Source organism: uncultured Chitinophaga sp. (genome assembly GCF_937874145.1).
GTDB lineage: Bacteria > Bacteroidota > Bacteroidia > Chitinophagales > Chitinophagaceae > Chitinophaga.
Window position 1 is genome coordinate 1 of record NZ_CALNBI010000104.1, and the last position, 22,221, is coordinate 22,221.

General features: G+C 55.4%; 17 protein-coding genes and 2 pseudogenes. 9 read left to right on the forward strand and 10 right to left on the reverse strand.

Features of this window, described 5'->3' with window-relative positions; genetic code table 11:
* Nucleotides 1–1,601: PKD domain-containing protein (locus Q0510_RS04675; RefSeq protein ID WP_298708716.1), on the forward strand; the 1,601-nt coding region annotated here is incomplete at its 5' end.
* Here the strand turns inward: Q0510_RS04675 and Q0510_RS04680 are convergent.
* Nucleotides 1,598–2,794, reverse strand: a complete 1,197-nt coding sequence (locus tag Q0510_RS04680; RefSeq protein ID WP_298708717.1) for a glycosyltransferase — start codon at nt 2,792–2,794, stop codon at nt 1,598–1,600. The genes Q0510_RS04675 and Q0510_RS04680 overlap by 4 nt on opposite strands.
* Before the next feature lie 113 nt (nt 2,795–2,907).
* Between Q0510_RS04680 and Q0510_RS04685 the strand changes: the two genes are divergently transcribed.
* Nucleotides 2,908–4,431, forward strand: coding sequence for a GNAT family N-acetyltransferase (locus Q0510_RS04685; RefSeq protein ID WP_298708719.1), 1,524 nt, complete (start codon nt 2,908–2,910; stop codon nt 4,429–4,431).
* 3 nt (nt 4,432–4,434) lie between these two features.
* On the forward strand, nt 4,435–4,731 hold the full coding sequence (locus tag Q0510_RS04690; protein WP_298708721.1) for a thiamine-binding protein: 297 nt from the start codon (nt 4,435–4,437) through the stop codon (nt 4,729–4,731).
* 58 nt (nt 4,732–4,789) lie between these two features.
* Here Q0510_RS04690 and Q0510_RS04695 read toward each other — a convergent pair whose 3' ends face one another.
* The 4 genes from Q0510_RS04695 to Q0510_RS04710 form a co-directional block, all read right to left on the reverse strand.
* The gene (locus Q0510_RS04695) at nt 4,790–5,608 is read right to left on the reverse strand and encodes a hypothetical protein (RefSeq protein ID WP_298708723.1); all 819 of its coding nucleotides are present in this window, start codon (nt 5,606–5,608) and stop codon (nt 4,790–4,792) included.
* Between the two features lie 146 nt (nt 5,609–5,754).
* Nucleotides 5,755–6,552, reverse strand: a complete 798-nt coding sequence (locus Q0510_RS04700; RefSeq protein ID WP_298708725.1) for a hypothetical protein — start codon at nt 6,550–6,552, stop codon at nt 5,755–5,757.
* Nucleotides 6,553–6,739: 187 nt separating this feature from the next.
* Nucleotides 6,740–7,999 carry a putative sulfate exporter family transporter gene (locus Q0510_RS04705; RefSeq protein ID WP_298708727.1) on the reverse strand — a complete coding sequence of 420 codons (1,260 nt, stop codon included), beginning with the start codon at nt 7,997–7,999 and terminating at the stop codon, nt 6,740–6,742.
* Nucleotides 8,000–8,009: 10 nt separating this feature from the next.
* Nucleotides 8,010–9,242, reverse strand: coding sequence for a nucleoside recognition domain-containing protein (locus tag Q0510_RS04710; RefSeq protein WP_298708728.1), 1,233 nt, complete (start codon nt 9,240–9,242; stop codon nt 8,010–8,012).
* Between the two features lie 160 nt (nt 9,243–9,402).
* Here Q0510_RS04710 and ychF point away from each other — a divergent pair, with 160 nt between their 5' ends.
* Entirely contained in the window at nt 9,403–10,506 is a 1,104-nt protein-coding gene (ychF, locus tag Q0510_RS04715; protein WP_298708730.1) for a redox-regulated ATPase YchF, read from the forward strand.
* A 90-nt stretch (nt 10,507–10,596) separates the two neighbouring features.
* On the opposite strand, the gene Q0510_RS04720 is transcribed toward ychF, so the two are convergent.
* Both Q0510_RS04720 and metX read right to left on the reverse strand, forming a co-directional pair.
* The gene (locus Q0510_RS04720) at nt 10,597–13,473 is read right to left on the reverse strand and encodes a TonB-dependent receptor (RefSeq protein ID WP_298708732.1); all 2,877 of its coding nucleotides are present in this window, start codon (nt 13,471–13,473) and stop codon (nt 10,597–10,599) included.
* Nucleotides 13,474–13,690: 217 nt separating this feature from the next.
* The gene (gene metX, locus Q0510_RS04725) at nt 13,691–14,713 is read right to left on the reverse strand and encodes a homoserine O-acetyltransferase (RefSeq protein ID WP_298708734.1); all 1,023 of its coding nucleotides are present in this window, start codon (nt 14,711–14,713) and stop codon (nt 13,691–13,693) included.
* Nucleotides 14,714–14,869: 156 nt separating this feature from the next.
* On the opposite strand from metX, the gene Q0510_RS04730 reads away from it, so the two are divergent.
* The 4 genes and pseudogenes from Q0510_RS04730 (at nt 14,870) to Q0510_RS04745 (ending at nt 19,516) form a co-directional block, all read left to right on the forward strand.
* Nucleotides 14,870–15,292, forward strand: coding sequence for an OsmC family protein (locus Q0510_RS04730; protein ID WP_298708736.1), 423 nt, complete (start codon nt 14,870–14,872; stop codon nt 15,290–15,292).
* A gap of 110 nt (nt 15,293–15,402) precedes the next feature.
* Nucleotides 15,403–16,487, forward strand: a pseudogene (locus Q0510_RS04735) (aminotransferase class I/II-fold pyridoxal phosphate-dependent enzyme).
* Between the two features lie 97 nt (nt 16,488–16,584).
* Nucleotides 16,585–16,941, forward strand: coding sequence for a hypothetical protein (locus tag Q0510_RS04740; protein WP_298708738.1), 357 nt, complete (start codon nt 16,585–16,587; stop codon nt 16,939–16,941).
* Nucleotides 16,942–17,020: 79 nt separating this feature from the next.
* Nucleotides 17,021–19,516, forward strand: a complete 2,496-nt coding sequence (locus tag Q0510_RS04745) for a DUF5686 and carboxypeptidase regulatory-like domain-containing protein (protein ID WP_298708740.1) — start codon at nt 17,021–17,023, stop codon at nt 19,514–19,516.
* Between the two features lie 98 nt (nt 19,517–19,614).
* On the opposite strand, the gene Q0510_RS04750 is transcribed toward Q0510_RS04745, so the two are convergent.
* Nucleotides 19,615–19,752: a hypothetical protein gene (locus tag Q0510_RS04750; RefSeq protein WP_298708741.1), complete on the reverse strand. Its 138-nt coding sequence runs from the start codon at nt 19,750–19,752 to the stop codon at nt 19,615–19,617.
* Nucleotides 19,753–20,069: 317 nt separating this feature from the next.
* Here Q0510_RS04750 and Q0510_RS04755 point away from each other — a divergent pair, with 317 nt between their 5' ends.
* Nucleotides 20,070–21,110 carry a rhodanese-related sulfurtransferase gene (locus Q0510_RS04755; RefSeq protein ID WP_298708743.1) on the forward strand — a complete coding sequence of 347 codons (1,041 nt, stop codon included), beginning with the start codon at nt 20,070–20,072 and terminating at the stop codon, nt 21,108–21,110.
* Here Q0510_RS04755 and Q0510_RS04760 read toward each other — a convergent pair.
* Both Q0510_RS04760 and Q0510_RS04765 read right to left on the reverse strand, forming a co-directional pair.
* Nucleotides 21,099–21,791 (reverse strand): LytTR family DNA-binding domain-containing protein, encoded by a 693-nt coding sequence (locus Q0510_RS04760; RefSeq protein ID WP_298708745.1) that lies wholly within the window; start codon nt 21,789–21,791, stop codon nt 21,099–21,101. The two genes, Q0510_RS04755 and Q0510_RS04760, sit on opposite strands and share 12 nt — an antisense overlap.
* Nucleotides 21,788–22,221, reverse strand: a pseudogene (locus Q0510_RS04765) (sensor histidine kinase); the annotation flags it as partial. The gene Q0510_RS04760 and the pseudogene Q0510_RS04765, both read right to left, overlap by 4 nt.

Genomic DNA, 22,221 nt, shown 5'->3' on the forward strand with positions numbered 1-22,221 from the left:
CCAACTACCAATGGAACCAGCTTTCCGGCCCGGCAACAGCTTTATTCACCTCGTCCGGCGTATTTGGCAAGATGAATGCCACGAATCTCCTTTTACCGGGCACCTATGTATTTGAGTTAACGGTCACTGACCTGGACAGCGCCAAGGCGAAAGACCAGGTAACTGTAACTGTAAATCCCGCACCCAACGTGGCACCCGTTGCCCGCGCCGGCAACGATATCACGATCACTTTGCCCACGACCAACGCACAGCTGAACGGCAGCGCCTCTTCCGACGAAGACGGCAGCATTGAAAGCTATCGCTGGGCACAGGTATCCGGGCCCGCAACGGCAACCATTGCCGCGGCCAACGCTTCCGCTACCGGGTTGAGCAACCTGCAGACCGTGGGGTCCTACGTTTTTGAACTGACGGTTACCGACAACAGCGGCGCCACGGCCAAAGACCGGGTGACGGTTATCGTGAACCCGGCAGCCAATAAAGCGCCGGTAGCCCGCGCCGGCAATGATATCACGATCACGTTGCCTACTACCAGCGCACAGCTCAACGGCAGCACATCTTCCGACGAAGACGGCAGCATTCAAAGCTATCGCTGGGCGCAGTTGTCCGGTCCCGCAACAGCCACAATTTCGTCGGCCACGGCATCCACGACAGGCATCAGCAACCTGCAGACCGCGGGTTCGTATGTCTTCGAGCTGACGGTAACAGATAACAGCGGCGCCACCGCCAAAGACCAGGTGACCGTAACGGTGAATATCGCACCCAATAAAGCACCTGTGGCGCGCGCCGGCAATGACTTCGCGATTACCCTGCCGACCGCTTCCGCCCAGCTCGATGCAAGTGGTTCCACCGACGAAGACGGACAAATCACGTCATTCCAGTGGCGCCAATTGTCAGGCCCTGTTACCGCCACGATCCAGTCCGCCACTGCGGCTAATTCCAGCGTAGATAACCTGGTTACGGCAGGTACATATGTTTTTGAAATCACCATTACCGATAATCGCGGCGCTACGGCCAGCGCCCAGGTGACGATTACCGTGAATCCCGTACCCAATAAAGCGCCCGTAGCCCGGACGCAGGGTGACATGCGCATCCAGGCGCCTGTAGATTTCGTTCTTGTCAGCGGAGAAACCTCCACCGATGAAGACGGAACGATCGTGAAATGGGAGTGGAAACAGCTGTCTGGGCCCTCGGCCGCCGTGTTCTCCCGCCCGGATAAGGCGCAGGGCTCGGTGACGGGTCTTGTGGAAGGAGTGTACGAAATGCAGCTGTCGGTAACGGATGATAAACAGGCCTCGTCGGTCAGCAGTTTTAAAATTACCGTTGCGGCTGCGGAGAAGGATAAGAATGATGAGGCATATATCTACCCGAACCCGGCCAGCCGGCAGTTCCGCCTCAATATCGTCCACGCCGGCCAGCATAAAGCCAAATTAAAAGTGGTGGACATGTACGGGAAGATCCATATCGACCGCGACATCCAGTTCACCGACAGGCTGCAGCAGGATATACCAGTCGAGAACCTGCCGAACGGGATTTATTCCGTACACGTGCAGGGCATCGACAACTTCGTATTCACGCAGAAACTGATAAAAGTAAGCTTTTAGCGAAGCGGGCGGCTGATTGCGTCCGAGATCGCTTTCACTGAATTCTCCCATGTGTGGGAACGGGCAAAAGCCATTCTGGACTGGCGGGCGGGTTCATCCTTGTCCGCCAGTGCTTTTTCCAGCAAAGCCACGTATTCGCCGGCTGTTTCGGCCAGGTACACATGATCTTTAAACAGCTCCATGGTGCGGGTGGCCGTGGCTACGGTTGGCTTGCCCATAGCCAGGTATTCGTCAATTTTAAGGGGATAGTTTCCGATGGTGATTTCATTAACGGCCTGGGGATTGATGCAGACATCGAAATGCTGCAGGTAAGAGGGAACGTCGGCCAGTTCGATCCGCCCGGTGAAAAATACATTCGGCCGCTGGTGCAGCGCCGAAGAAGCGAACACGTCGTCTTCCGGCCCCGCCAGCACGATGTTCCAATCGGGCCGCGTTTCGCTGATCTGCAGAAGTAAGTCCGGGTCCAGGCGCATCGCCGTTAGGAAGCCAACATAACCGATAACCGGGCCGGGTGGCAGCGTTGCCAGTGCAGCGGGGCGGGGGCGGTTCACGGCGGGATCGAAAAGGCTCAGATCGCAGCCCTGGCCAACATAATGGCTGTTTGGATTGTACTGCAGGAGGCGTTCGGTGAGCCAAAGCGAATTTGCGACGGCCACATCCGCCTTGGCGATATGGGCCGGCTCAAGTGTTGCACCGTGTTTTTTCCAGTAATCCATGGCTACGAGGTTGTCCCGGCTATAGTAAATATAGCGGTCCGGGCGCAGGTACTCTTTCAGGTAATATCCACGGAATATATCGTTGTCATTGAACAGGAGGATATTCTTAAACCCCAGCTTATCCACGGCCTCCTGTATCGAAGCGGCAAACCTTTTGCCGTTGATCCTGTTTAGTATGGAGAATAAAGCCGTTGAAGGGATCCAGTTCAGGGATTCCAGCACCCGGGACGGGTAATAGTTCCAGAAGTTTTCGCCGATCGGTACGATAGCATCTGTTTTCCCTTTCATGGAATCGAGATGGTATGCCACGTCGGGATCGTGCCGCTGGGAGAGGATGGTACGGCGGTCCAGCGGCGAATTAACGTACAGGACCCTGTTGTTCCGCGAAAGCGTTTGGGCAATATTTTTGCAGTTGCTGCCGATTTTCGTATACCATTGCTGAAGGCCTACGATAACGATATCTCTGTTCTTTATCATGGGGGCTAAGTACAGGTGAATTTTTGGACCGCTAAGTTAGTAAAGTTGCCGGGGATTTCCCCGAATTGGAGAATAACGGCTTTTTAGGTAAATTATGATTGTAAATCAACAACATGGCAGAAGAAACGATTGATATCAGGTTATTGACGGCGGAAGACTACCGCGACCTCAAGGAATCCATGATGAGCGCCTACGCGGATATGCCCGGCAGTTACTGGCGCGAAGGCACCATCCAGCGGCTCATCCAGCTTTTCCCCGACGGGCAGATCGCCGTTACGGTCAATGGCAAGGTGGTGGGATGCGCGCTTTCCATCATCGTAGACTACGAAAAATTCGGGGACGACCACACTTACGAGCAGATCACGGGCTATTATACCTTCAGCACCCATAACCCGAAGGGCGACACGCTCTACGGTATCGAAGTATTCGTACACCCTGATTACCGCGGCAAACGCCTCGCGCGCAGGCTCTACGACGCGCGCAAGGCCCTCTGCGAGAACCTCAACCTCGAAGGCATCGTGGCCGGCGGCCGTATTCCTAATTACGAGAAATACGCCGACCAGATGAGCCCCCGCATCTATATCGAGAAAGTGATGGACAAGGAGATCTACGATCCCACGCTCACTTTCCAGTTCAGCAACGATTTCATCGTCAAGAAAGTACTGCGCAACTACCTCCCGCACGACCATTCCTCCAAAGGCTTCGCCACCCTATTACAGTGGTTCAATATCTACTACGAAAAAGACCGCGACACCATCCGTTACAACAAATCCACCGTCCGGATCGGCCTCGTGCAATGGCAGATGCGCACCTACGGGAGCATGGACGGACTCCTGCAGCAGGTGGAGTTCTTCGTGGACGCCGTAAGCGATTACGAAGCCGATTTCGTGGTGTTCCCCGAGTTCTTCAACGCGCCCCTCATGCTCGAGTTCAACCAGCTCGACCCCGCGGCCGCAATTCGCGGGCTGGCCAAATACACCGACTTCCTCCGCGAGAAATTCTCCGAATTCGCCAAGAGCTATAACGTCAATATCATTACCGGCAGCATGCCCATCGTGATCGACGACCTCCTGTATAACATTTCCTACCTCTGCCGCCGCGACGGCACCTGGGATTCCTACCGCAAAGTGCATCCCACGCCCAGCGAAGTGTACAGCTGGGGCATGAAAGGCGGTAACGAGATCAAAGTGTTTGATACGGATTGCGGCAAAATCGGCATCCTCATCTGCTACGACGTGGAATTCCCTGAACTGGGGCGCATCCTGGCCGAGCAGGGCATGCAGATACTGTTCGTGCCTTTCCTCACCGACACCCAGAACGGCTATAACCGCGTCCGCTTCTGCGCCCAGGCCCGCGCCATCGAAAACGAATGTTACGTGGCCATCGCAGGATGCGTCGGCAATCTGCCCCGGGTAAATAATATGGACCTCCAATACGCACAATCCGCCGTGCTGACGCCCTCCGATTTCGCATTCCCCGTAACCGGCGTGAAAGCAGACGCCACGCCCAACACGGAAATGATCGTGGTGGCGGATGTGGACCTCGTATTGCTGAAGGAATTGCACGCATTTGGCAGCGTGCAGAATCTGAAGGATATTCGCAGGGATTTATACGAAGTAGTCACCCGGAAAAAATAAACCATGCATCAGCATCATGTGAACCTGGCCCTGCAAATCGTGCCGCAGGTGCCTTCAGAGAAAGTATACGCCGTAGTGGACGAGGCGATCGCCATCATTCAAAACAGCGGCTTGAAATACCGTGTTTGCCCGTTCGAAACCGTGATGGAAGGCCCGTACGACGCGGTGATGGAAGTGGTGCGCCTGGCGCAGGAAGCCTGCTTCAAAGCCGGGGCCGGGCAACTGCTGGTGTACGTCAAGATCCAGAACAACCAGGAACGCTCCGTCACCATCGAAGACAAAACCGGTAAATACGATTAAAAAAGAATGCCCGGCCGCATGCGCGAACCGGGCTTCTTTTTATTACATCTGTCTTTTCTCACTCATATTCATACGCCGAAGTAGCCGACACTTCGCCATCCGCTTTCTCTTCGCTGGAAACAGGATAACCCTGCGCATCATACTTGTAAGTATACTCGGTTTTGACCATTGCGTTATACTGCAGGTTGCGCAGCGTCATGCCCGTCATTTCGTTCAGGGGCTGCAAAAGCAGCAGCGCCGTGGGGTGCAGCAGCGGCAGGCGCGCACCGGCGAACGGGTTGGACTTCTTCCCGAAAGTGAACTCCGCCGCGCCGGTTTTGCTTTTACCGTCGGGCGACAGGGAAGTGATCGATTGAATATTTTCGCCCGCATACGCCAGCTCCTGCAGCGAGTTCTCCGAAGGTTCTTCCTTGTTCTCTTTCCGGATACGGACCACTTTTCCGTTGCTCAGCTCGATCTTCCAGGTGATTTCCGTCATGGCGTCCGTGTCTTCTTCTGTTTCATACATCCTTTCGATGCCGGTAACGTTATTGCCGTTGTGGGTGTATTGGATCACGTAACGCCTGTCGTTGTGGCGGTACATCAACCGGACGAGTTTCCCGGCGCCGTCGTACCCGAATTCCTGGTCGTTGCCTTCCTCGCCTTCTTTCCGGATGGAAGCCAGGCGGTGTTGCCCGTCGTAGTGGAAATGCATGACCTCGGGCTCGTCGCCGGCCAGCGTGTGGGTGAATTTTTTCACATAGCGCGTAGCCGCGGAAGGCGGTTCGGATGCGGTTTGAAGGGTAGAATCCTTGCTGGTGGTGTTTCCGCCGCTTTGCTGGCAGGAGAGGAGAACGATGCCCGAAGCGGCGAGCATCATGAAATACGTTTTGCTCATTTGCTGATTATTTAGATGGGATGATGTTGGGTATTGGTTATGATATGTGCCCTGCGAAGTTGCCAAAATCTTTTCCCGCATGCCAGCGATCCGACGCGAAAGGGCAGGTACGGTTGCCGGAATGCGGGAAAAGGGAAGTGAATTGCCTATTGTCTGTACTCAAAATAAACAATGGTGGAATCGGTCTCGCCTTCCACGATGCTTGCCTGGCGTACGGGGTAACCGGAAGCATCGAACTGGTTTACGTATTTCTCACGCTCGTCGATGTCCAGGCCCGGCATGCGGAAACGCTGCGTCAGCTGGTCGTTGGCGCTCTGGAAAAGCAATGCCGTACCGGTGGGCGCAACATGGAATTTCATTTTGGACGCGAGGAAGGGATTCTTTTTGGTGCCGTAAGTCCATTCGTAGTACGAAAGCGTATCCAGCTGGTCGTCGACGGGTACCTGGAGGATGGAGGTTACATTTTCGCCGGTGTAGCGCACGTGGATGTCGGTAGCGGGCTTCACGCCGGCGGAGTCTTCCATCCGGATGCGGACTACGCGGTTATTCTCCACGGTGTAGGAGAGGAAAAACGCGTCGGTCTTGTCGTTGGTCGCCCTGTCGAAATAGCGTTCCACGGCGGTGTCGGGCAACCCGTTCACATAATGGACGTGGAGGCGGGAGAGCACGTCTTCGGTAAATACTTCTGAGGTGATGAGGTTGCCGGCGTTATCGTAATACTTGCGCATGCCTTCTTCACCACCGGTTTGCAGGAGAGATTCCAGGCGGTTTTGCGCGTTGTAGGAGATGGCGATGCCATCCAGTTTCGTGTTGCCGTTTTTTTCTCCGGCCCAGGTGAGGTACTTGATCGCGGCGGGATCTTCTTTCGGGGGGCCGTCGTTATTGTTTTTAGAACAGGCGGCCAGCAGCAATACACATGCTGCGCAACTAAGCAGTTGTTTCATGAATGTGGGGTTTAAATGACTAAAACATGGTTCCGCCGCGAATATGGCGCATCGTTCCGGGATAGCCAGCGCCGGTTGGGGTGAAATGCGGAATTAGCGGAATGAATGGCAGGGGCGATGGTATGAAAAGAAGAAGCCCGCGCCCGGAGGGGCGCAGGCTTCCTGCGAAATGTATTGCCAAATTCGATTAATTGAACAAAATTCCCCCGAAAACGAGGTAAGCCACGCCCAGCGTCAGCAGCACGTTGAAGATCTGCGCGATGATGAACGCCATGGCAGGACGGCCGTTTTCCATCCTGAAAATATCCGTGAACTTCGTTTCCAGCCCGATGCAGGTAAATGCCAGCGCAAAGAAGCAGGTTTGCAATTCCTTAATGGGTGATTTGATGGCCTTCACCGTTTCGGGCGACAGCAAAAACGAAAACACCAGCGACACGAGGATGAATCCCAGCACGAACTTCGGGAAGCGTTCCCAGATAGTGCGGAGCCCCGGTTTCGGCTGGTTCTCCGTTTTCTTCGCATAGGCCCACCACAGCGAAATAAAGAAGGCTGCCAGGCCCAGGAGCACGTTCTGCGAGAACTTCACGAGCGTGGCGTATTTGAGGGCTTCTTCGCCCAGGAGCGTACCCGCCGCCACAACGGCGCCGGAGGTATCGATCGTGCCGCCCAGCCAGGCTCCCGCCACTTCCGGCGGCATATCCATCCACTGCGCGATGTACGGCATGAAAATCATCATGGGGATGGCCACGATCAAAACCAGGGAAATCACGTGTGAGAGTTTCTTGTTGTCGCCCTCGATAGCACCCGAAGTAGCGATGGCCGCCGATACGCCGCAAATGCTCACGGCACTGGAAATCATCATCCGGAATTCATCATCCAGCCCGAACTTCTTACATAACCAGAAGGTGAAATACCACACGCTGAAAACCACCACCACCGACTGGATCACGCCGAGGCCGCCGCCTTTCATCAGTTCCTGGAAAATAATGCCGGAACCCAGCAATACCAGGCCGGTTTTGATGAACAGCTCCGTCTGCAATGCGGGCTTTATCCATTCAGGCAAACCAATCACATTGGAGATGAAAAGCCCGAGCAGCAGGCTGAACAGCACGATTTCGATGCCGAGGTCTTTAATGGCGGCGTTGCTGGTAATCACCTGCGCGAACATGGAAATGGCGAAAATGGTCAGCGCGCCGGAGAACAATCCCGCCGGTAATTTCTTGCCGCCTAAAAGGTATGCGATGAGGAGGGCGCCGATGACCCAGCAGAACATGGCGGCGAGTTTTCCGTAGTTGGCGAGGTCGGTAAGGCGGGCGAGGAGGTCGCCGCCGCTGCTCCAGTCAAATTTCGGCATGGAGGGGCGGATGCCCAGCAGGATCAGGATGATGGCGGTGAATGCCAGTATCACCGAGATCCAGTCTTCGTGTAGCGCAAGTTTTTTCTGCATCAGTCAATGGTTAGTGAAAAAAGATATATCCGATAATGATCGCTGCGATAATACCCGCCACATCCGCGATGAGCCCGCAGGTAAGGGCATAGCGTGTATTTTTGATATTGACGGAGCCGAAGTACAGCGCCAGTACATAAAAAGTAGTTTCCGTAGAACCTTGCATGATGCAGGCCAGCCGGCCCACGAAGGAGTCCGCGCCGTACGTTTCCATCAGTTCCACCATGACGCCCCTGGCGCCGCCGCCGCTGAAGATCTTCATGATGCCCACAGGCAGCGCGGGCACAAAGTCCGTGTTGAGCCCCGCCAGCGCCACCAGCCAGGAAATGCCGTTGATGATGACATCCAGGCACCCTGATGCGCGGAACACCGCGATCCCCACCAGGATCGCCACGAGATAGGGGATGATCATCACCGCCGTCGTAAACCCTTCTTTGGCGCCTTCGATGAACGCGTCATACACGTTGATTTTCTGCCGGAAAGCCACGAGCAGAAAGGAAACGATCACCGAAAAGATGATGATCCCGCCGAGCATGGCCGTTTTCACGGCGATCTCTTCGGTGGGCATGTTGCGCATCCATAAAAAAAGGAGGCCCATCAGCCCGATGAACCCGCCCACAAACACCAAAACCGGCAGCCTGAACAGGTTGATCCGCTGGTAAATGGCCACCGCGATCATCCCCGAAATAAACGAAATGAACGTACCGATCATCGTGGGGATGAAGATATCCGCCGGGTTGGCGGCACCCTGCGTCAGCCGCATGGCCATCACCGCCGTGGGGATCATCGTGATGCCCGCCGTGTTCAGTACCAGGAACATGATCTGCGCATTGCTCGCCGTATCCTTCTGCGGGTTCAGCTCCTGCAGTTCCTTCATCGCCTTGAGCCCCATGGGCGTGGCTGCATTATCGAGCCCCAGCGCGTTGGCGCTGAAGTTCATCACTACGGACCCCATCGCCGGGTCGCCTTTCGGAATGCCCGGGAAGAGCCGGCTGAAGAGGGGATTCACCCCCTTTGCGAACAATGCAATCATCCCCGCACGTTCCCCGATCTTCATGATCCCCAGCCAGAAAGCCATCATGCCCGTCAACCCCAATGCCAGCTCGGCGCCCGTCTTCCCGCTGTCGAACAGCGCGGTGGTCATTTTCCCGAATATCTCCGCATCGCCCATGAAAACAAGGCGAAACAGCGCTACCGCGAACGAAATCACGAAAAAAGCGATCCAGACGTAGTTTAAGGCCATAGAAAGTCCTGGTATTTAAGGGTATTAAGCGGCCAAAATACGTATTTCATTCCATCTCAGCCATAAAATTGTGATATGTAAACCGGCGGTATACAATAGAACCGCAACTGTTACTGAAATGTAGAATGATTTTCATATCTTTGCGCAAATTTTTGAAAAAATGGCCTTGCAAGCAGGAATTGTCGGTTTACCGAACGTAGGGAAGTCTACCTTGTTTAATGCTGTGTCCAACAGCGCGAAAGCCGAAGCGAGCAACTACCGCTTCTGCACCATCGAACCCAATGTGGGACTGGTGGATGTGCCCGACGAGCGCATCGACAAGCTCGCCGAGCTCGTGAAACCCAACCGCACCGTGCCTACCACGATGGAGTTTGTGGATATCGCCGGCCTCGTAAAAGGCGCCAGCAAAGGTGACGGCCTCGGCAACAAATTCCTCGCCAATATCCGCGAAGTAGACGCCATCGTTCACGTGATCCGTTGCTTCGAAGACGAAAACATCCTGCGCGACGAAGGCCCCATCAACCCCGTGGCCGACAAAGGCATCATCGATACCGAACTGCAGCTGAAAGACCTCGAAAGCGTGGAGAAGAAAATCGCCCGCTCCGAGAAAATGGCGAAAACCGGCGGCGATCCCAAAGCCAAAGCCGAATTCGAAATCCTCAAACGCTGCCAGGAATTCCTGGAACAAGGCCGCAATATCCGCGAGCTGGGCCTCAGCAAAGACGAGAAATCCGCCATCGCCGACCTCTTCCTGCTGACCGACAAACCCGTGCTTTACGTAGCCAACGTCGACGAAGCCTCCATCCTCACGGGCAATAAATTCTCCCAGGCGCTCCAGGAAGCCGTGAAAGCCGAGAACGCCGAGGTGATCATCATGAACAATTCTATCGAAGCACAGATCAGCGAGCTGGAAGACCCCACCGACAAGGAGCTTTTCTTCTCCGAGTACGGCCTCACCGAGCCCGGCCTCAACCGCCTGATCCGCTCCGCGTATAAACTCCTCAACCTCATCACGTACTTCACCGCCGGAGTGCAGGAAGTACGCGCGTGGACCATCCACCGCGGCTGGAAAGCCCCGCAGGCCGCCAGCGTGATCCACACCGATTTCGAAAAAGGGTTCATCAAAGCCGAAGTGATCGGTTACGAAGACTACGTGAAATTCGGCTCCGAAGCTTCCGCGCGCGACAATGGCCGCCTGCGCATCGAAGGCAAAGAATATATCGTTAGCGACGGCGATGTGATGCATTTCCGTTTCAACGTGTAAAGATACTCCTGAGGCAACTCATGAGGGTTACAACAAAGAAGGCCCCGGTGTAAAACCGGGGCCTTCGCTATTATGGCAAATTTGAAAAGATTACAGGTTGTAACCGATGGAAGCATAAGCCTGCGTGCCCACCGTGGGGTTACCCCAGGACTGGATGTATTTCCTGCCCGTGAGGTTGGCGGCGCCGATTTTCACGGTAACCTTCGGTTTGGGGAACAGCTTGGAAACCTGCGCATCCAGCGTGCCGATGGCGGGGATCTCGCCGAGGTTGTTCACGCGCACCACAGGCCCCACGAAGGTGGAAGACCAAATGAAGGATTCCTGCCAGCGCCAGGTGATGTTAAACCCGAAATTGCTTTGCGCGATGTTGCGGTTGCCCACATACAGGTTGTAGCGATAACGGGGCGTGTTATACATCGCCTGGAAGCTGCCCAGCTCATCTTCGTTGCGCAGTTTGTTGAAGGAAACGTTGCCGCCCACCAGGAAGTTGGCGGGCAAGCGGTAGTCGATACCCAACGCCCAGCCCCAGGACTGCAGGTCCTTGTCATAATTGACAGGCACCCCATAAATTTCGCGGAAAGGCGCTGTGGTGAGGGGTTTCACCACCACCTGGCTGCCGTTGAAATTCTTGAAGGTGTTGGTATACACATAAGCGTCGATCAGTACTTTATTGGCGATAAGGCTTTTATATCCCACCTCGAAAGCAATCACCTTTTCCGGCTTGAACTCTTTGAAAGTATATTGTTCCGGGCGCCCAGCCTGGTACGATTCCATCGTATACACCGGGCCCTGATCCAGCCCGTAGCGCTCGCGCAGGAAGGGAAGCCCGCCGATCAGGCGGTACTGCGGCGTTTGCAGATCGATGTACTGATCCTGCGTGGTCGGAATGCGGAAACCGGTTTGGTAGGAAGCGCGGATGTTATGTGTTTTCAGGAATGTGTACACCGCGGAGATACGGGGACTGAACTGCCCCTCGAAGTTCTGGTTCTTATCGTAACGCAGCGCAGCGCTGAGGTTCAGGTTTTCATTGAACAACTTCTTACCGGCCTGCACATAACCGCCGTACTCTTTGATGCGGAATTCATCGCCGTTATCGTCGAGCGCAAAAAGCGTCTTGTCGGAATTGAGGGCGTACACACGGTAATTACCGCCTACCATCAGTTCCATGAAACTGATCTGGTTTTTGAAGTTATACATGAACTCGCCCTGGTAGAGGTTGGTTTTGTCCATGAATTTGGCGCCGATGCCGGTGGCCAGGTCGCCGGGGATGGGTTTGGTCCTTACTTTCTCCGCGGCCCTGTCGAATTCGGGCGTGCCGGGTATCAGGCGTTCCTTATCCGCCTCAGCCCTCGCAGCGTCGTGATAGGCAGCGGAATTGCCCCGGACAGCGGCGGATGCGTTTGCGAATGCCACGTTAGGCGCCTGCCCGGCGCCCATATTCTGCTGAAACGCCTGGATCATCGCGGGTAATGCCGCGCCGGCGTAGGTGGAGAAATATTCGGTGAACCAGTCTGTGCTCAGCTTCCAGCCTTCGTTGATCCCCTGGGCATAGCTGCCGATGGGATAGGAGTCGCCCGCGCGCTCCTGGGTGGTGTAGAGGCGCGCGTAAAAGTTGTCGGCCCGCAACTCCAGTTTATATTGCCCCATCTTGAAATTCTTGATGGAATAACGGTCGGCGCCGGTATATACGGTGGTGCCGTAACCATAACTGCCCTGCGCGAAAAGCTCGAGCCTGGGATTGATGCGGTAGTGGAACGCGGCGTTCACCTTCAGGTTCTTGGTGTTGTAGTCGGCGAGATCTTTTTCATCATACCCTGTGCGCGAAACGAAGGAATTCACACTGTCGGGCATCATGGAATTGAAGATGACGCCCGCGGGGATGCCGGTGGCGTTGGAGAACTGCTGAATCCCCATACCCAGCGGGTTATTCGGCGTGAGGGCGGCCGGGCGGAGGGAGCCCACCATGTTGATATTGGTTTCGTCTCCATATACGTTGATACCGTTATAACCGGGGTTCTTCCTCGTGCCTTCGAAGCCGTATCCGTTCAGCAGGCTCTGGTCGCGGCCGTCGTAGGCCTGCCAGTCATCCGCCTGGATGTATCCGAAGTTCACTTTGAATGCGAATTTCTCGTTGATGGCTTTGGCGTAGCGGAGGGTGATGTCATAGTAACCCGTCGTTCCTTTCGTTCTCCCGGATTCGCTCAGGATGCCGGATTTCACGATGGCGCTGAGGCCCTGGTACTGGAAGGGGCTTTTGCTGTTGAGCAGCACGATGCCGTTCAGGGCGTTCGGTCCGTAGAGTGCGGAGGCCGCTCCGGGCAGGATCTCCACATTGTCCATATCCAGTTCGGTGATGCCCACGATGTTGCCCACGGAGAAGTTCAGGCCGGGGGCCTGGTTGTCCATCCCGTCGATCAGCTGCAGCATGCGGGTGTTGCCGTTGCTGTTGAAGCCGCGGGTGTTGACGGATTTGAAAGTGAGGCTCTGCGTGCTCAGTTCCACGCCTTTCATGTTGGCCAATGCATCGTAGAAAGTAGGAGCGGGTATGGCCTTGATGGCGCGGCTGTCGATCTTTTCGATCGTAACCGGGGATTCCAGCGCGCTCTGCACGGTGCGGTTGGCAGATACCACCACTTCCTGCCCGAGGATCTCGGTGGAAGCCAGCTGCACGTTCACAGATGCAGAAGCATCGGTCACCGTTTGCTCGATCGGCTTATAACCTACATAAGAAAATACCAGCGTCATGGGAAGCCGGTGGGTGGTGCGGATGGAGAACTCACCATTTTGGTTCGTCACCCCGCCCGCATTGGCTCCTTTTACCGATACCGTAACACCTGGCAAACCCTGGCGGGTGGTGGCGTCTGTCACGGTTCCGTTGATGGTGTGTTGGGTCTGGGCCAGGGCTGGATGGCAGAGCATTACCAGCAAAGCGGCCAATAAGCATAAACGTGGTCTACATACTTTCATAAGTGAGAATTTGGTGATCGGAAAACGCGCAGGTTAAGGTATCTGATGATTGATAATTAATAGGTTATAGTTTAGTATCAGTTGTTACAGAGAAGTTAAGATTTTTTTCGAAAACCAAAAATTTTTCTATTAAAAATACGGGTAATACAAGGACGACTGGCGTCATCAAATCAATTTGACATAAACGTAAGATGAGGAAATAACAGGGGAGGAAGGGCTATGCCAGCCCGAGGAACTCCCGCAGGATCCGGCCGATCTTTTCGAATTCGATCAGGAAACCGTCGTGCCCGTAGGGAGAATCGATTTCGTGGTAAATGCAGTTGTGCATGTGGCGGGCCAGCAGCATTTGTTCTTCCGGCGGGCAGAGGATATCGCTGGTGATCCCGATCAGGAGGGTAGGCTGTTCGATCTGCCGCAGGGTGGTGGCCACATCGGCGTGGCGCCCGCGGGAGATATTGTGGCTGTCCATGGCCTTGGTCAGCGTCCAGTAGCACTGGGCGTTGAAGCGGCGCACGAGCTTATCGCCCTGATATACGATGTACGAGGAAGCTTTGAAGTTGTCCGTTTTACCGTTGTCGGGGTCGGTTTGGGCGGCCATGAAGGTCTGGTAGTTCCGGTAGGTGAGCATCCCGATGGCCCGGGCGGCTTTGAGCCCTTTGGCCCCTGCGTCCCTGCGGGCTTCTTCCCAGCTGCCGTCGGCCTCAATAGCGAGGCGTTGGGCCGTGTGCACGGCAATGCCCCAGGCGCTTTCGGCAGCGCCGGTGCAAAGGAGGAACAGCTTCCCGATGCGCTCCGGCTCCATCAGTGCCCATTCGAGCACCTGGTAGCCGCCCATGCTGCCGCCGCCGAGCATGTGGATACGGTCGATCCCCAGGTGTTTGCGGAGCAGGATATGCGCATGCACGATGTCGCGGATGGTGACCTGGGGGAAACTCCGGTACCAGGGCTCCCCGGTCGCCGGGTTCTCGCTCAGCGGCCCGGAACTGCCATAGCAGGAGCCCAGGATATTGGCGCACACGATGAAATGCCGCGCCGGGTCGATCACTTTGCCCTCGCCCACCAGGCCCGTCCACCAGTCGGCCACATCCGAATTCGCGGTAAGGGCATGACAGACCCAGACTACGTTATCCCCGTGCGGGCTCATCGTCCCGTACGTGTGATAGGCAATCTCGATCCCCGGCAATACCGCACCGGATTCCAGCGTGAAAGGCTGACGGCTGTGAAAGGTCTGCAATGACAACGGCGTAAAAAATTTGCGCAAACCTACAAAAGTCAGCGGCCATTTACAAATTCGCCATGACAAAACACGTTTGTCATCCTTATGTTATTCATACAGATATTTTATCTTTGAGAACCGGCATAACCGCTTATTTTACATCAAACCGAATAAAAAGATATGAAGATCGCTTTACAACGCATAGACGACGGGTTCAATATGGAAGCTGTGGACGAGCAGGGCCACAAGGTATTAATGGACTCCTCCGTGGAAAACGGCGGCAAGAACAACGGCATCCGCCCCATGCAGATGCTCATCATGGGCCTCGGCGGCTGTTCCGCCATCGACGTGGTGATGATCCTCAAGAAGCAGCGCCAGGAAATCACCGATTTCCGGATCGAGATCGAAGCCGACCGCGAGAAAGGGAAGGAGCCGTCGCTCTGGGAAAAAGCGCATATCGTATTTCATATCACAGGCAAAGTGGACGCCGACAAGGCCGCCCGCGCCGTGGAACTTTCCATGAACAAATACTGCTCCGTGGCCGAAACCCTCCGCCAGGGCAATACGCAGCTGACCTGGGAAGTGAAACTGAACCAAGCCTGATACCAAACCAACTGATGAAAAAGAGAAAAGTAAAACCGACCTACCGGCCCGAGACCAAGGCCATCCGCATACAACCCGGCAGAACGCACAACATGGAACACAGCAGCCCCATGTACCTGACTTCCAGCTTCTGTTATGAAGACTCGGAAGCCATGCGCGCTGCCTTCGCCGATGAGAACGACGCTTATATCTACTCCCGCTTCAGCAACCCCACCGTGGAAGAGTTCACCCAGCGCATGAGCGCGCTGGAAGGAGCGGAGAGCGGCTTCGCCACCGCTTCCGGCATGAGCGCCATCTTCGGCAGCTTCATGGCATTCCTGAAAGCGGGCGACCACCTGCTGAGCAGCGCCTCCATCTTCGGCTCCACCCACACCGTGATCACGAAGTTCCTTCCCAAATGGAACATCCGGCATACGTATTTCGACCTTACGAAGCCCGAAACCATCGAGGCCCTCATCCAGCCCAATACGAAAATGATCTTCGTGGAAACACCCTCCAATCCCGGACTCGACCTGATCGACCTGGAAACGGTGGCAAAAATCGCGAAAAAGCACAACGTGCTGCTCAACGTCGATAACTGCTTCGCCACGCCCGCCATCCAGCGCCCGCTCGATTTCGGGGCCGACCTGGTGACGCATTCGGCCACCAAGTGGCTCGACGGCCAGGGGCGCGTGCTCGGCGGCATCGTACTGGGCAAAAAGGAGCTGGTAGACGAGGTGTACGCCTTCTGCCGCAGCACCGGCCCATCGCTCAGCCCGTTCAACGCCGCAGCCTCGAAACCCTGCACGTGCGGATGGAACGCCATTCCGGCAACGCCCTTTCGCTGGCGCAGGCCCTGGAAGGCAACGAGCACCTGGAATGGGTGAAATATCCTTTCCTCAAATCCCACCCGCAATATGAGATCGCGCAAAAGCAGATGTCGGCCGGCGGCGGGATCGTTTGCTTCGAGCTGAAAGGCGGCCTGGAAAGAGGGCGACGCTTCCTCGACCAGCTGGAACTGCTGAGCCTCACGGCCAACCTGGGCGACAGCCGCAGCATCGCTTCCCATCCCGCTTCCACCACCCACGCCAAACTCAGCGAGGCGGAAAGGCTGAAAGTAGGGATCACGCCCGGGCTCATCCGCATTTCCTGCGGGCTTGAGCATAAAGACGATATCCTGGAAGATGTGCTCCAGGCGCTGGACAACAGCCGCTGAGCCGCTTCGGTTTCATATCCGCAGGCGATGCATGTAATTGAGAAGAAATGTGTAAATTCCTTCCCGATTACATGCATTCTCTTTTAAAACAATTCGCATGCGCTTTGTGCTCGCTATCCTTTTGACCGCCCTGCTGGGTTATATCCTCGGACTGTTCCTGCCCTGGTGGGCAATTGCCATCGCGGCTTTCCTCGTTGCCCTGATCTGGCAGCAGCGGCCCGTCCGCGCTTTCGCCAGCGGCTTCCTGGCCATCTTCCTGCTCTGGGGCATCCTGGCATTTGTGGCCGACGTGCGCAACGATCATATCCTCGGCAACCGCATGAGCGAACTGATCGCCGGCACCCGCAATCCCTGGATACTCATTACCGTTTCGGCGATCATCGGCGGGCTGGTAGCGGGCATGGGGGCGCTTTCGGCCAGCGTGCTGCGCCCCGCGGCGAAGAAGGCGGCATGAGCTGATCATGTGTGTTAAAATTTACATAAAAGCCCCCGGCAGGCATCAACCGTGCAGGCTCATCCGTTACTTTTGGCACATGCTCAGAATCCTATCCCCATTTATCCTGTTACTGTTTGTTCTGCCAGCCTCCGGCGCCCAGATCCGCGGCGTGGTCACCAACCGCAGCGGCGAGCCCTTACCTTTCGCCACCGTCATGATCAAAGGCACCACCCTCGGCACCACCACCAACGCCACCGGCGCCTTTGTACTCGAAGTGCCCGCCGGCAACCATATCATCGTGTGCCAGTACATGGGCTATAAAAAGGCCGAGCAGTCCGTCTCAGCCGGCAATGAGCCCCGGGTACTGAACTTCACGCTTGAGCCCGTGAGCCTCCAGATGAAGGAAGTGGTCGTGCGGTCGGGAGGGGAAGACCCGGCTTACGCCATCATCCGGCAGGCCATCAGAAAAAGACCGTATTACCTCTCGCAGGTTAAAAATTACACCTGCGAATCCTATATCAAAATGCTGGCGCGGCTGCGCAATATGCCCAAACGCGTGTTCGGCCAGAAAGTTGACCCCACCGATATCGGGGTAGACTCCTCCGGCAAAGGGATCGTAGCCCTCACCGAATCCGTCACCAAAATCGCCTGGCGCGACCCGGACATGAAGCTCGACGTCATCTCCAGCAGGTCCAGTGGCGGAGGGCTCGGCTTCAGCATCCCCACCATCATCAACTTCTACCAGAACAACGTGGAAGCCATGGAATCGCAGGTAGGCCCGCGGGGCTTCATTTCACCCATCTCCGACAACGCCATCCATTATTACAAATACCGACTCGAAGGCACGTTCGTGGACGACGGCAAGCTGGTCAACAAGATCCTCGTCATCCCCCGGCGCAAATACGAACCGCTCTTCGCCGGGCATATCTATATCACGGAAGACGACTGGCGCATCCACAGCACCGACCTCCGGCTCACCAAAGAATACCAGCTCGAGCTGATCGATACGCTGGTGATCCGGCAAACGCATGTGCCCGTGGCCCCCGATGTATGGCGCACGAAAGACCAGGTCGTATACCTCGTCGCGAAAGTCTTCGGCTTCGACATCACCGCCAATTCCATCAACGTCTATTCCAACTACAACCTCAACCCCACGTTCCCGAAAGGCTATTTCAACAAAGTGGTCATGAAGTACCAGAAAGACGCGGAGTGGCGCGATAAACGGTTCTGGGACAGCGTCCGCCCCGTGGCGCTGGAAGCCGACGAGCTGAAGGACTTCCATGTGAAAGACAGTACCGCCCGCGCCCGGCGGGATTCTGCCAAAAGCCGCCAGCAACTGGACTCGCTGCGCGCCAAACCGCAACCCGTCAAACCGCTCGACCTGCTCTGGGAAGGCGTGAACCACCGCTGGTATTTCCAGGGCGACACCTCCGTACAGTCGCACGCCTTTTACATGCCGGGCCTCGTAAAAGGACTGAGTTACAACACGGTGGAAGGCGTAGCTTTGCAAATCAGTCCGGGTGTGACGTTTACCCTGCCGGGCAGGCGATACCTCAGCTGGCTGTCGGGCGCGCGGTATGGGTTTTCGAATACGCATCTGCAGGCGCAGACAGGGTTTACTTATACGCGTTCGCCGGAAGGCGGCATCGGGGCGCGCAATACCTGGTCGTTGTTCGGTGGCAAGCGGATAACGCAATTCAACCGCGCCAATCCGATCGGGCCGGTGATGAATTCGTTCTACACGTTGTTGCTCGGTGAGAATTACATGAAATTGTATGAAAGCCGGTTCGCGCAGCTGGCATTCAGCAGGGTATATGAAAGTTCGTTCGCCTTCCATGTAAACGCGCTGTACGAAGACCGGCTGCCGGTGGAGAATTCGACTAACTTTACTTTGTTCGGGAAGGACAGGAATTCCTTCACGCCTAACCTGCCGGAAGAGCTGCCGGGCATCGTGTTCCAAAAGGAAAAAGTGCTCACGGTGGGCGGTAGCGTGAGTTTCCAGCCGGGCCAGCGGTATATCGAGTATCCGCGCGGCAGGCGGGCCATCGGTTCGAAGTACCCGACTTTCAGCGCGGGTTACCGCAAAGGTTTCATAGATGCGAATTTCGACAAGTGGAATATCGATGTGAGGGATGAGATGAATTTCAAACTGTTCGGAGAACTTAAATATCATTTGGGTGCAGGCGGGTTCCTGAACAGCCAGTCGGTTTCCCTGCCCGACATGCAGCATTTCAACGGCAACCAGACGTTCCTCAATATCCGTTACCTCAACAGCTTCCAGCTGGCGCAATATTACGAGTACAGCACCACCGCGCGGCTATTCGCCACGGCCAACATCGAGCATCATTTCAACGGGTTGCTGACGAACCGCATCCCGCTTTTCAACCGGCTGAAGTGGCACCTGGTGGCAGGCACGAATGCGTTTTATGTGGACAGGGCCAACAACTATGTGGAAGTTTTTGCCGGTTTGGAGAATATCCTTAAAGTATTCCGGGTGGATGTGGTGGCGGGGTACCAAAGCCAGTCGGACACCCGGATCGGGATCCGCCTCGGTTTCGGCGGGATTCTCGGCGGGGCGTTTAAAGTAGAGTAACGCAGGAAAAAAGTTTGTACAAAGAAGAAGGCTGTCCCCATAGGATGGGAGACAGCCTTTCCTTTTTCAGCTTGCCAAATAATATGGTTAAGGTTTTGCTAAGCGCGGACGCGGAGACTTCTCCTTTTGCCGCGGTCGGCCGCCTTTTTAAGTTTTACTTCGCTGTGCGCATGGTATGCCGCGATGCGGTAAAGACAGAATAAAACAATGGCTGCGATAATGTAAATCGTGTACATACAGTTGACGTTTAGGGTTAAGAAATCCCGAACTTCACGGGGCCGGTAACACACACATATTACCCCTTTTCCAAAAGCGTGCCATAATTTAACTGCCGTATCGGGGCAAATGTTCGATATGTTTATAAGTTTTTAGACATGTGATGTGAAATCCAGGAGGTTGCTCCCTTCAAAAGGGTAGGGAGCGATTATTTTCCGTAACTTTGCGCCTGCTGTTTCTGTCAGCTTTCTCTTTTGGAAGATGGCAGAAAATTGCAGATTGACAATCAACTTATTAAGAATTTTGTTCCACCGGCGTTGGTCCTTAAAATTCAATTATGGTTCTTCACAACAGAGTATCCGCCACCGAGTTAAAGCAACGGTTGGCCGCGGAAACCTTCCGCCGCGTTACGGTATCGTTTTACCAGTACGCCAAAATTTCCGATCCGCAGGTTTTCAGGGATGATTTGTACCTGGCGCTTCATCAACTTGGGGTGTTCGGGAGGATCTATGTGGCCCACGAAGGCATCAACGCGCAGATCAGCATCCCGGAGCACCATTACGAAGCGTTCCGCGATCATCTTTACACCATTCCCTTCCTCAACGGCATCCGCCTCAACATCGCGGTGGAAGACGACGGCAAATCGTTCTGGGTATTGAAAATCAAAGTGCGGGAAAAGATCGTGGCCGACGGGATCGAGGATCCCACTTTCGACATGGACAATCGCGGCAAATACCTCGACGCCCGCGCCTTTAACGAGCTGACCGAAGACCCCGGCACCGTGATCATCGACATGCGCAACCACTACGAATTCGAAGTGGGGCATTTCGACAAAGCCCTGGAAGTACCATCGGATACCTTCCGCGAGCAGCTTCCGATGGCGGTGGAAATGATGAAAGACAACAAAGACAAGAACATCATCATGTACTGCACCGGCGGCATCCGCTGCGAGAAAGCTTCCGCATACATGCTGCACCACGGCTTCAGCAACGTCTTCCACCTCGAAGGCGGCATCATAGAATACTCCAACAAAGCCCGCGAGCAGGGGCTGCCCAACAAATTCCGCGGCAAGAACTTCGTGTTCGACGACCGCCTGGGCGAGCGCATCACCGAAGAGATCATCTCCCAGTGCCACCAGTGCGGCGAGCCCTGCGACGATCACATCAACTGCGCCAACGAAGGCTGCCACCTGCTTTTCATCCAGTGCGAAAAATGCGCCGCGAAGTACAACAAATGCTGCAGCGAAGCCTGCGCGGAAGTGATCGCCCTGCCCGAAGAACAGCAGGCCGAAATGCGCAAAGGGATCGATAAGGGATTGATGCTATTCAACAAACGCAAGAGGCGGCGCCTGCCCAAACCCGGAGACTCAGCGCTTTAGGTAACGGTTCTGCAGGATCTTTTCCATCACCTCGTCGCGCAGCGCGCGGCTGACGGGCACCTCGTTTGCACCCACCAGGATCGTATTGCCTTCTATGCTGTCGATTTTCGAAGCGGCAACGATGTATGATTTATGGACTTTGATGAACTGCTCCGCCGGCAGGTATTCCTCCACGGCTTTAAACGTCAGGTAGGTGATGTATTTGCGTTGCAGCGTATGCACGGCGATGTAATTCTGCAACGCTTCCACGAAGAGCACATCGGCCAGCCGGATCTTTTCCAGACGGTGTTCGCACTTGATATAGAAATGGTCCGGCGTGTCTTGTTTCAATTGTGCTTTCGCTTTATTGGCGGCTTTAAGGAACCGTTCGAAGGAAACGGGTTTGAGCAGATAGTCGAGCACATCGAGCTCGAAACCCTCCAGCGCATGGTCGGGATAAGCCGTGGTGATGATGGTGAGGGGCCTTTGCGGAAGGGTGCGCAGGAATTCCAGCCCGCTGAGCCGTGGCAGGCGGATGTCGAGGAAGAGGAGGTCCACCGGCTGCTCCTGCAGGAACTCCGCCGCTTTGAGGGCGTTCTCGCATTCCCCGGCCCATTCCAGAAAGCTGACGTCGGCGATGTATTCGCGGAGGCCCTGCCGCGCCATGGGCTCATCGTCTACCACCAGACATTTTAGTTTCATACCTGCAAGGTTAAGGTGACTGCAAAATGATGCGCGCCCGGCGAAATGTCGAGCGCATGTTTTCCATTATACAACAACTCCAGCCGGCGTTTGACATTGGCCAGCCCGATGCCTCCCGGCGCGCCCTGCGGCCGGGGCTCGCAGGTATTTTCCACCGTAAACGTAAACCGCCCGTTTTGCCGGGCCATCTGGATATTAACCGTATTCGCCGGCTGATGCGAAATGTGCTTGAAGGCGTTCTCCACCAGCGGCATCAATATCAAAGGTGCGATCTCGAAATCCTTCACTTCGGGCGCATGCTCGAAATGGATGTGGTATTGCTCGTCGTGCCGGAGCCTTTGCAGCGCCAGGTAATTCTCCAGGTATTGAATTTCCCTGGCGATATCGATCTTCTCGGTATTGCATTCATAGAGCTGGTAGCGGAGGAGGT

Excerpts from the sequence above, each read along its gene's own strand:
- Q0510_RS04680 (WP_298708717.1), bottom strand. The coding sequence starts at position 2,794 with ATGATAAAGAACAGAGATATCGTTATCGTAGGCCTTCAGCAATGGTAT.
- Q0510_RS04685 (WP_298708719.1), top strand. The coding sequence starts at position 2,908 with ATGGCAGAAGAAACGATTGATATCAGGTTATTGACGGCGGAAGACTAC.
- Q0510_RS04690 (WP_298708721.1), top strand. The coding sequence starts at position 4,435 with ATGCATCAGCATCATGTGAACCTGGCCCTGCAAATCGTGCCGCAGGTG.
- Q0510_RS04695 (WP_298708723.1), bottom strand. The coding sequence starts at position 5,608 with ATGAGCAAAACGTATTTCATGATGCTCGCCGCTTCGGGCATCGTTCTC.
- Q0510_RS04700 (WP_298708725.1), bottom strand. The coding sequence starts at position 6,552 with ATGAAACAACTGCTTAGTTGCGCAGCATGTGTATTGCTGCTGGCCGCC.
- Q0510_RS04705 (WP_298708727.1), bottom strand. The coding sequence starts at position 7,999 with ATGCAGAAAAAACTTGCGCTACACGAAGACTGGATCTCGGTGATACTG.
- Q0510_RS04710 (WP_298708728.1), bottom strand. The coding sequence starts at position 9,242 with ATGGCCTTAAACTACGTCTGGATCGCTTTTTTCGTGATTTCGTTCGCG.
- ychF (WP_298708730.1), top strand. The coding sequence starts at position 9,403 with ATGGCCTTGCAAGCAGGAATTGTCGGTTTACCGAACGTAGGGAAGTCT.
- Q0510_RS04720 (WP_298708732.1), bottom strand. The coding sequence starts at position 13,473 with ATGAAAGTATGTAGACCACGTTTATGCTTATTGGCCGCTTTGCTGGTA.
- Q0510_RS04730 (WP_298708736.1), top strand. The coding sequence starts at position 14,870 with ATGAAGATCGCTTTACAACGCATAGACGACGGGTTCAATATGGAAGCT.
- Q0510_RS04740 (WP_298708738.1), top strand. The coding sequence starts at position 16,585 with ATGCGCTTTGTGCTCGCTATCCTTTTGACCGCCCTGCTGGGTTATATC.
- Q0510_RS04745 (WP_298708740.1), top strand. The coding sequence starts at position 17,021 with ATGCTCAGAATCCTATCCCCATTTATCCTGTTACTGTTTGTTCTGCCA.
- Q0510_RS04750 (WP_298708741.1), bottom strand. The coding sequence starts at position 19,752 with ATGTACACGATTTACATTATCGCAGCCATTGTTTTATTCTGTCTTTAC.
- Q0510_RS04755 (WP_298708743.1), top strand. The coding sequence starts at position 20,070 with ATGGTTCTTCACAACAGAGTATCCGCCACCGAGTTAAAGCAACGGTTG.
- Q0510_RS04760 (WP_298708745.1), bottom strand. The coding sequence starts at position 21,791 with ATGAAACTAAAATGTCTGGTGGTAGACGATGAGCCCATGGCGCGGCAG.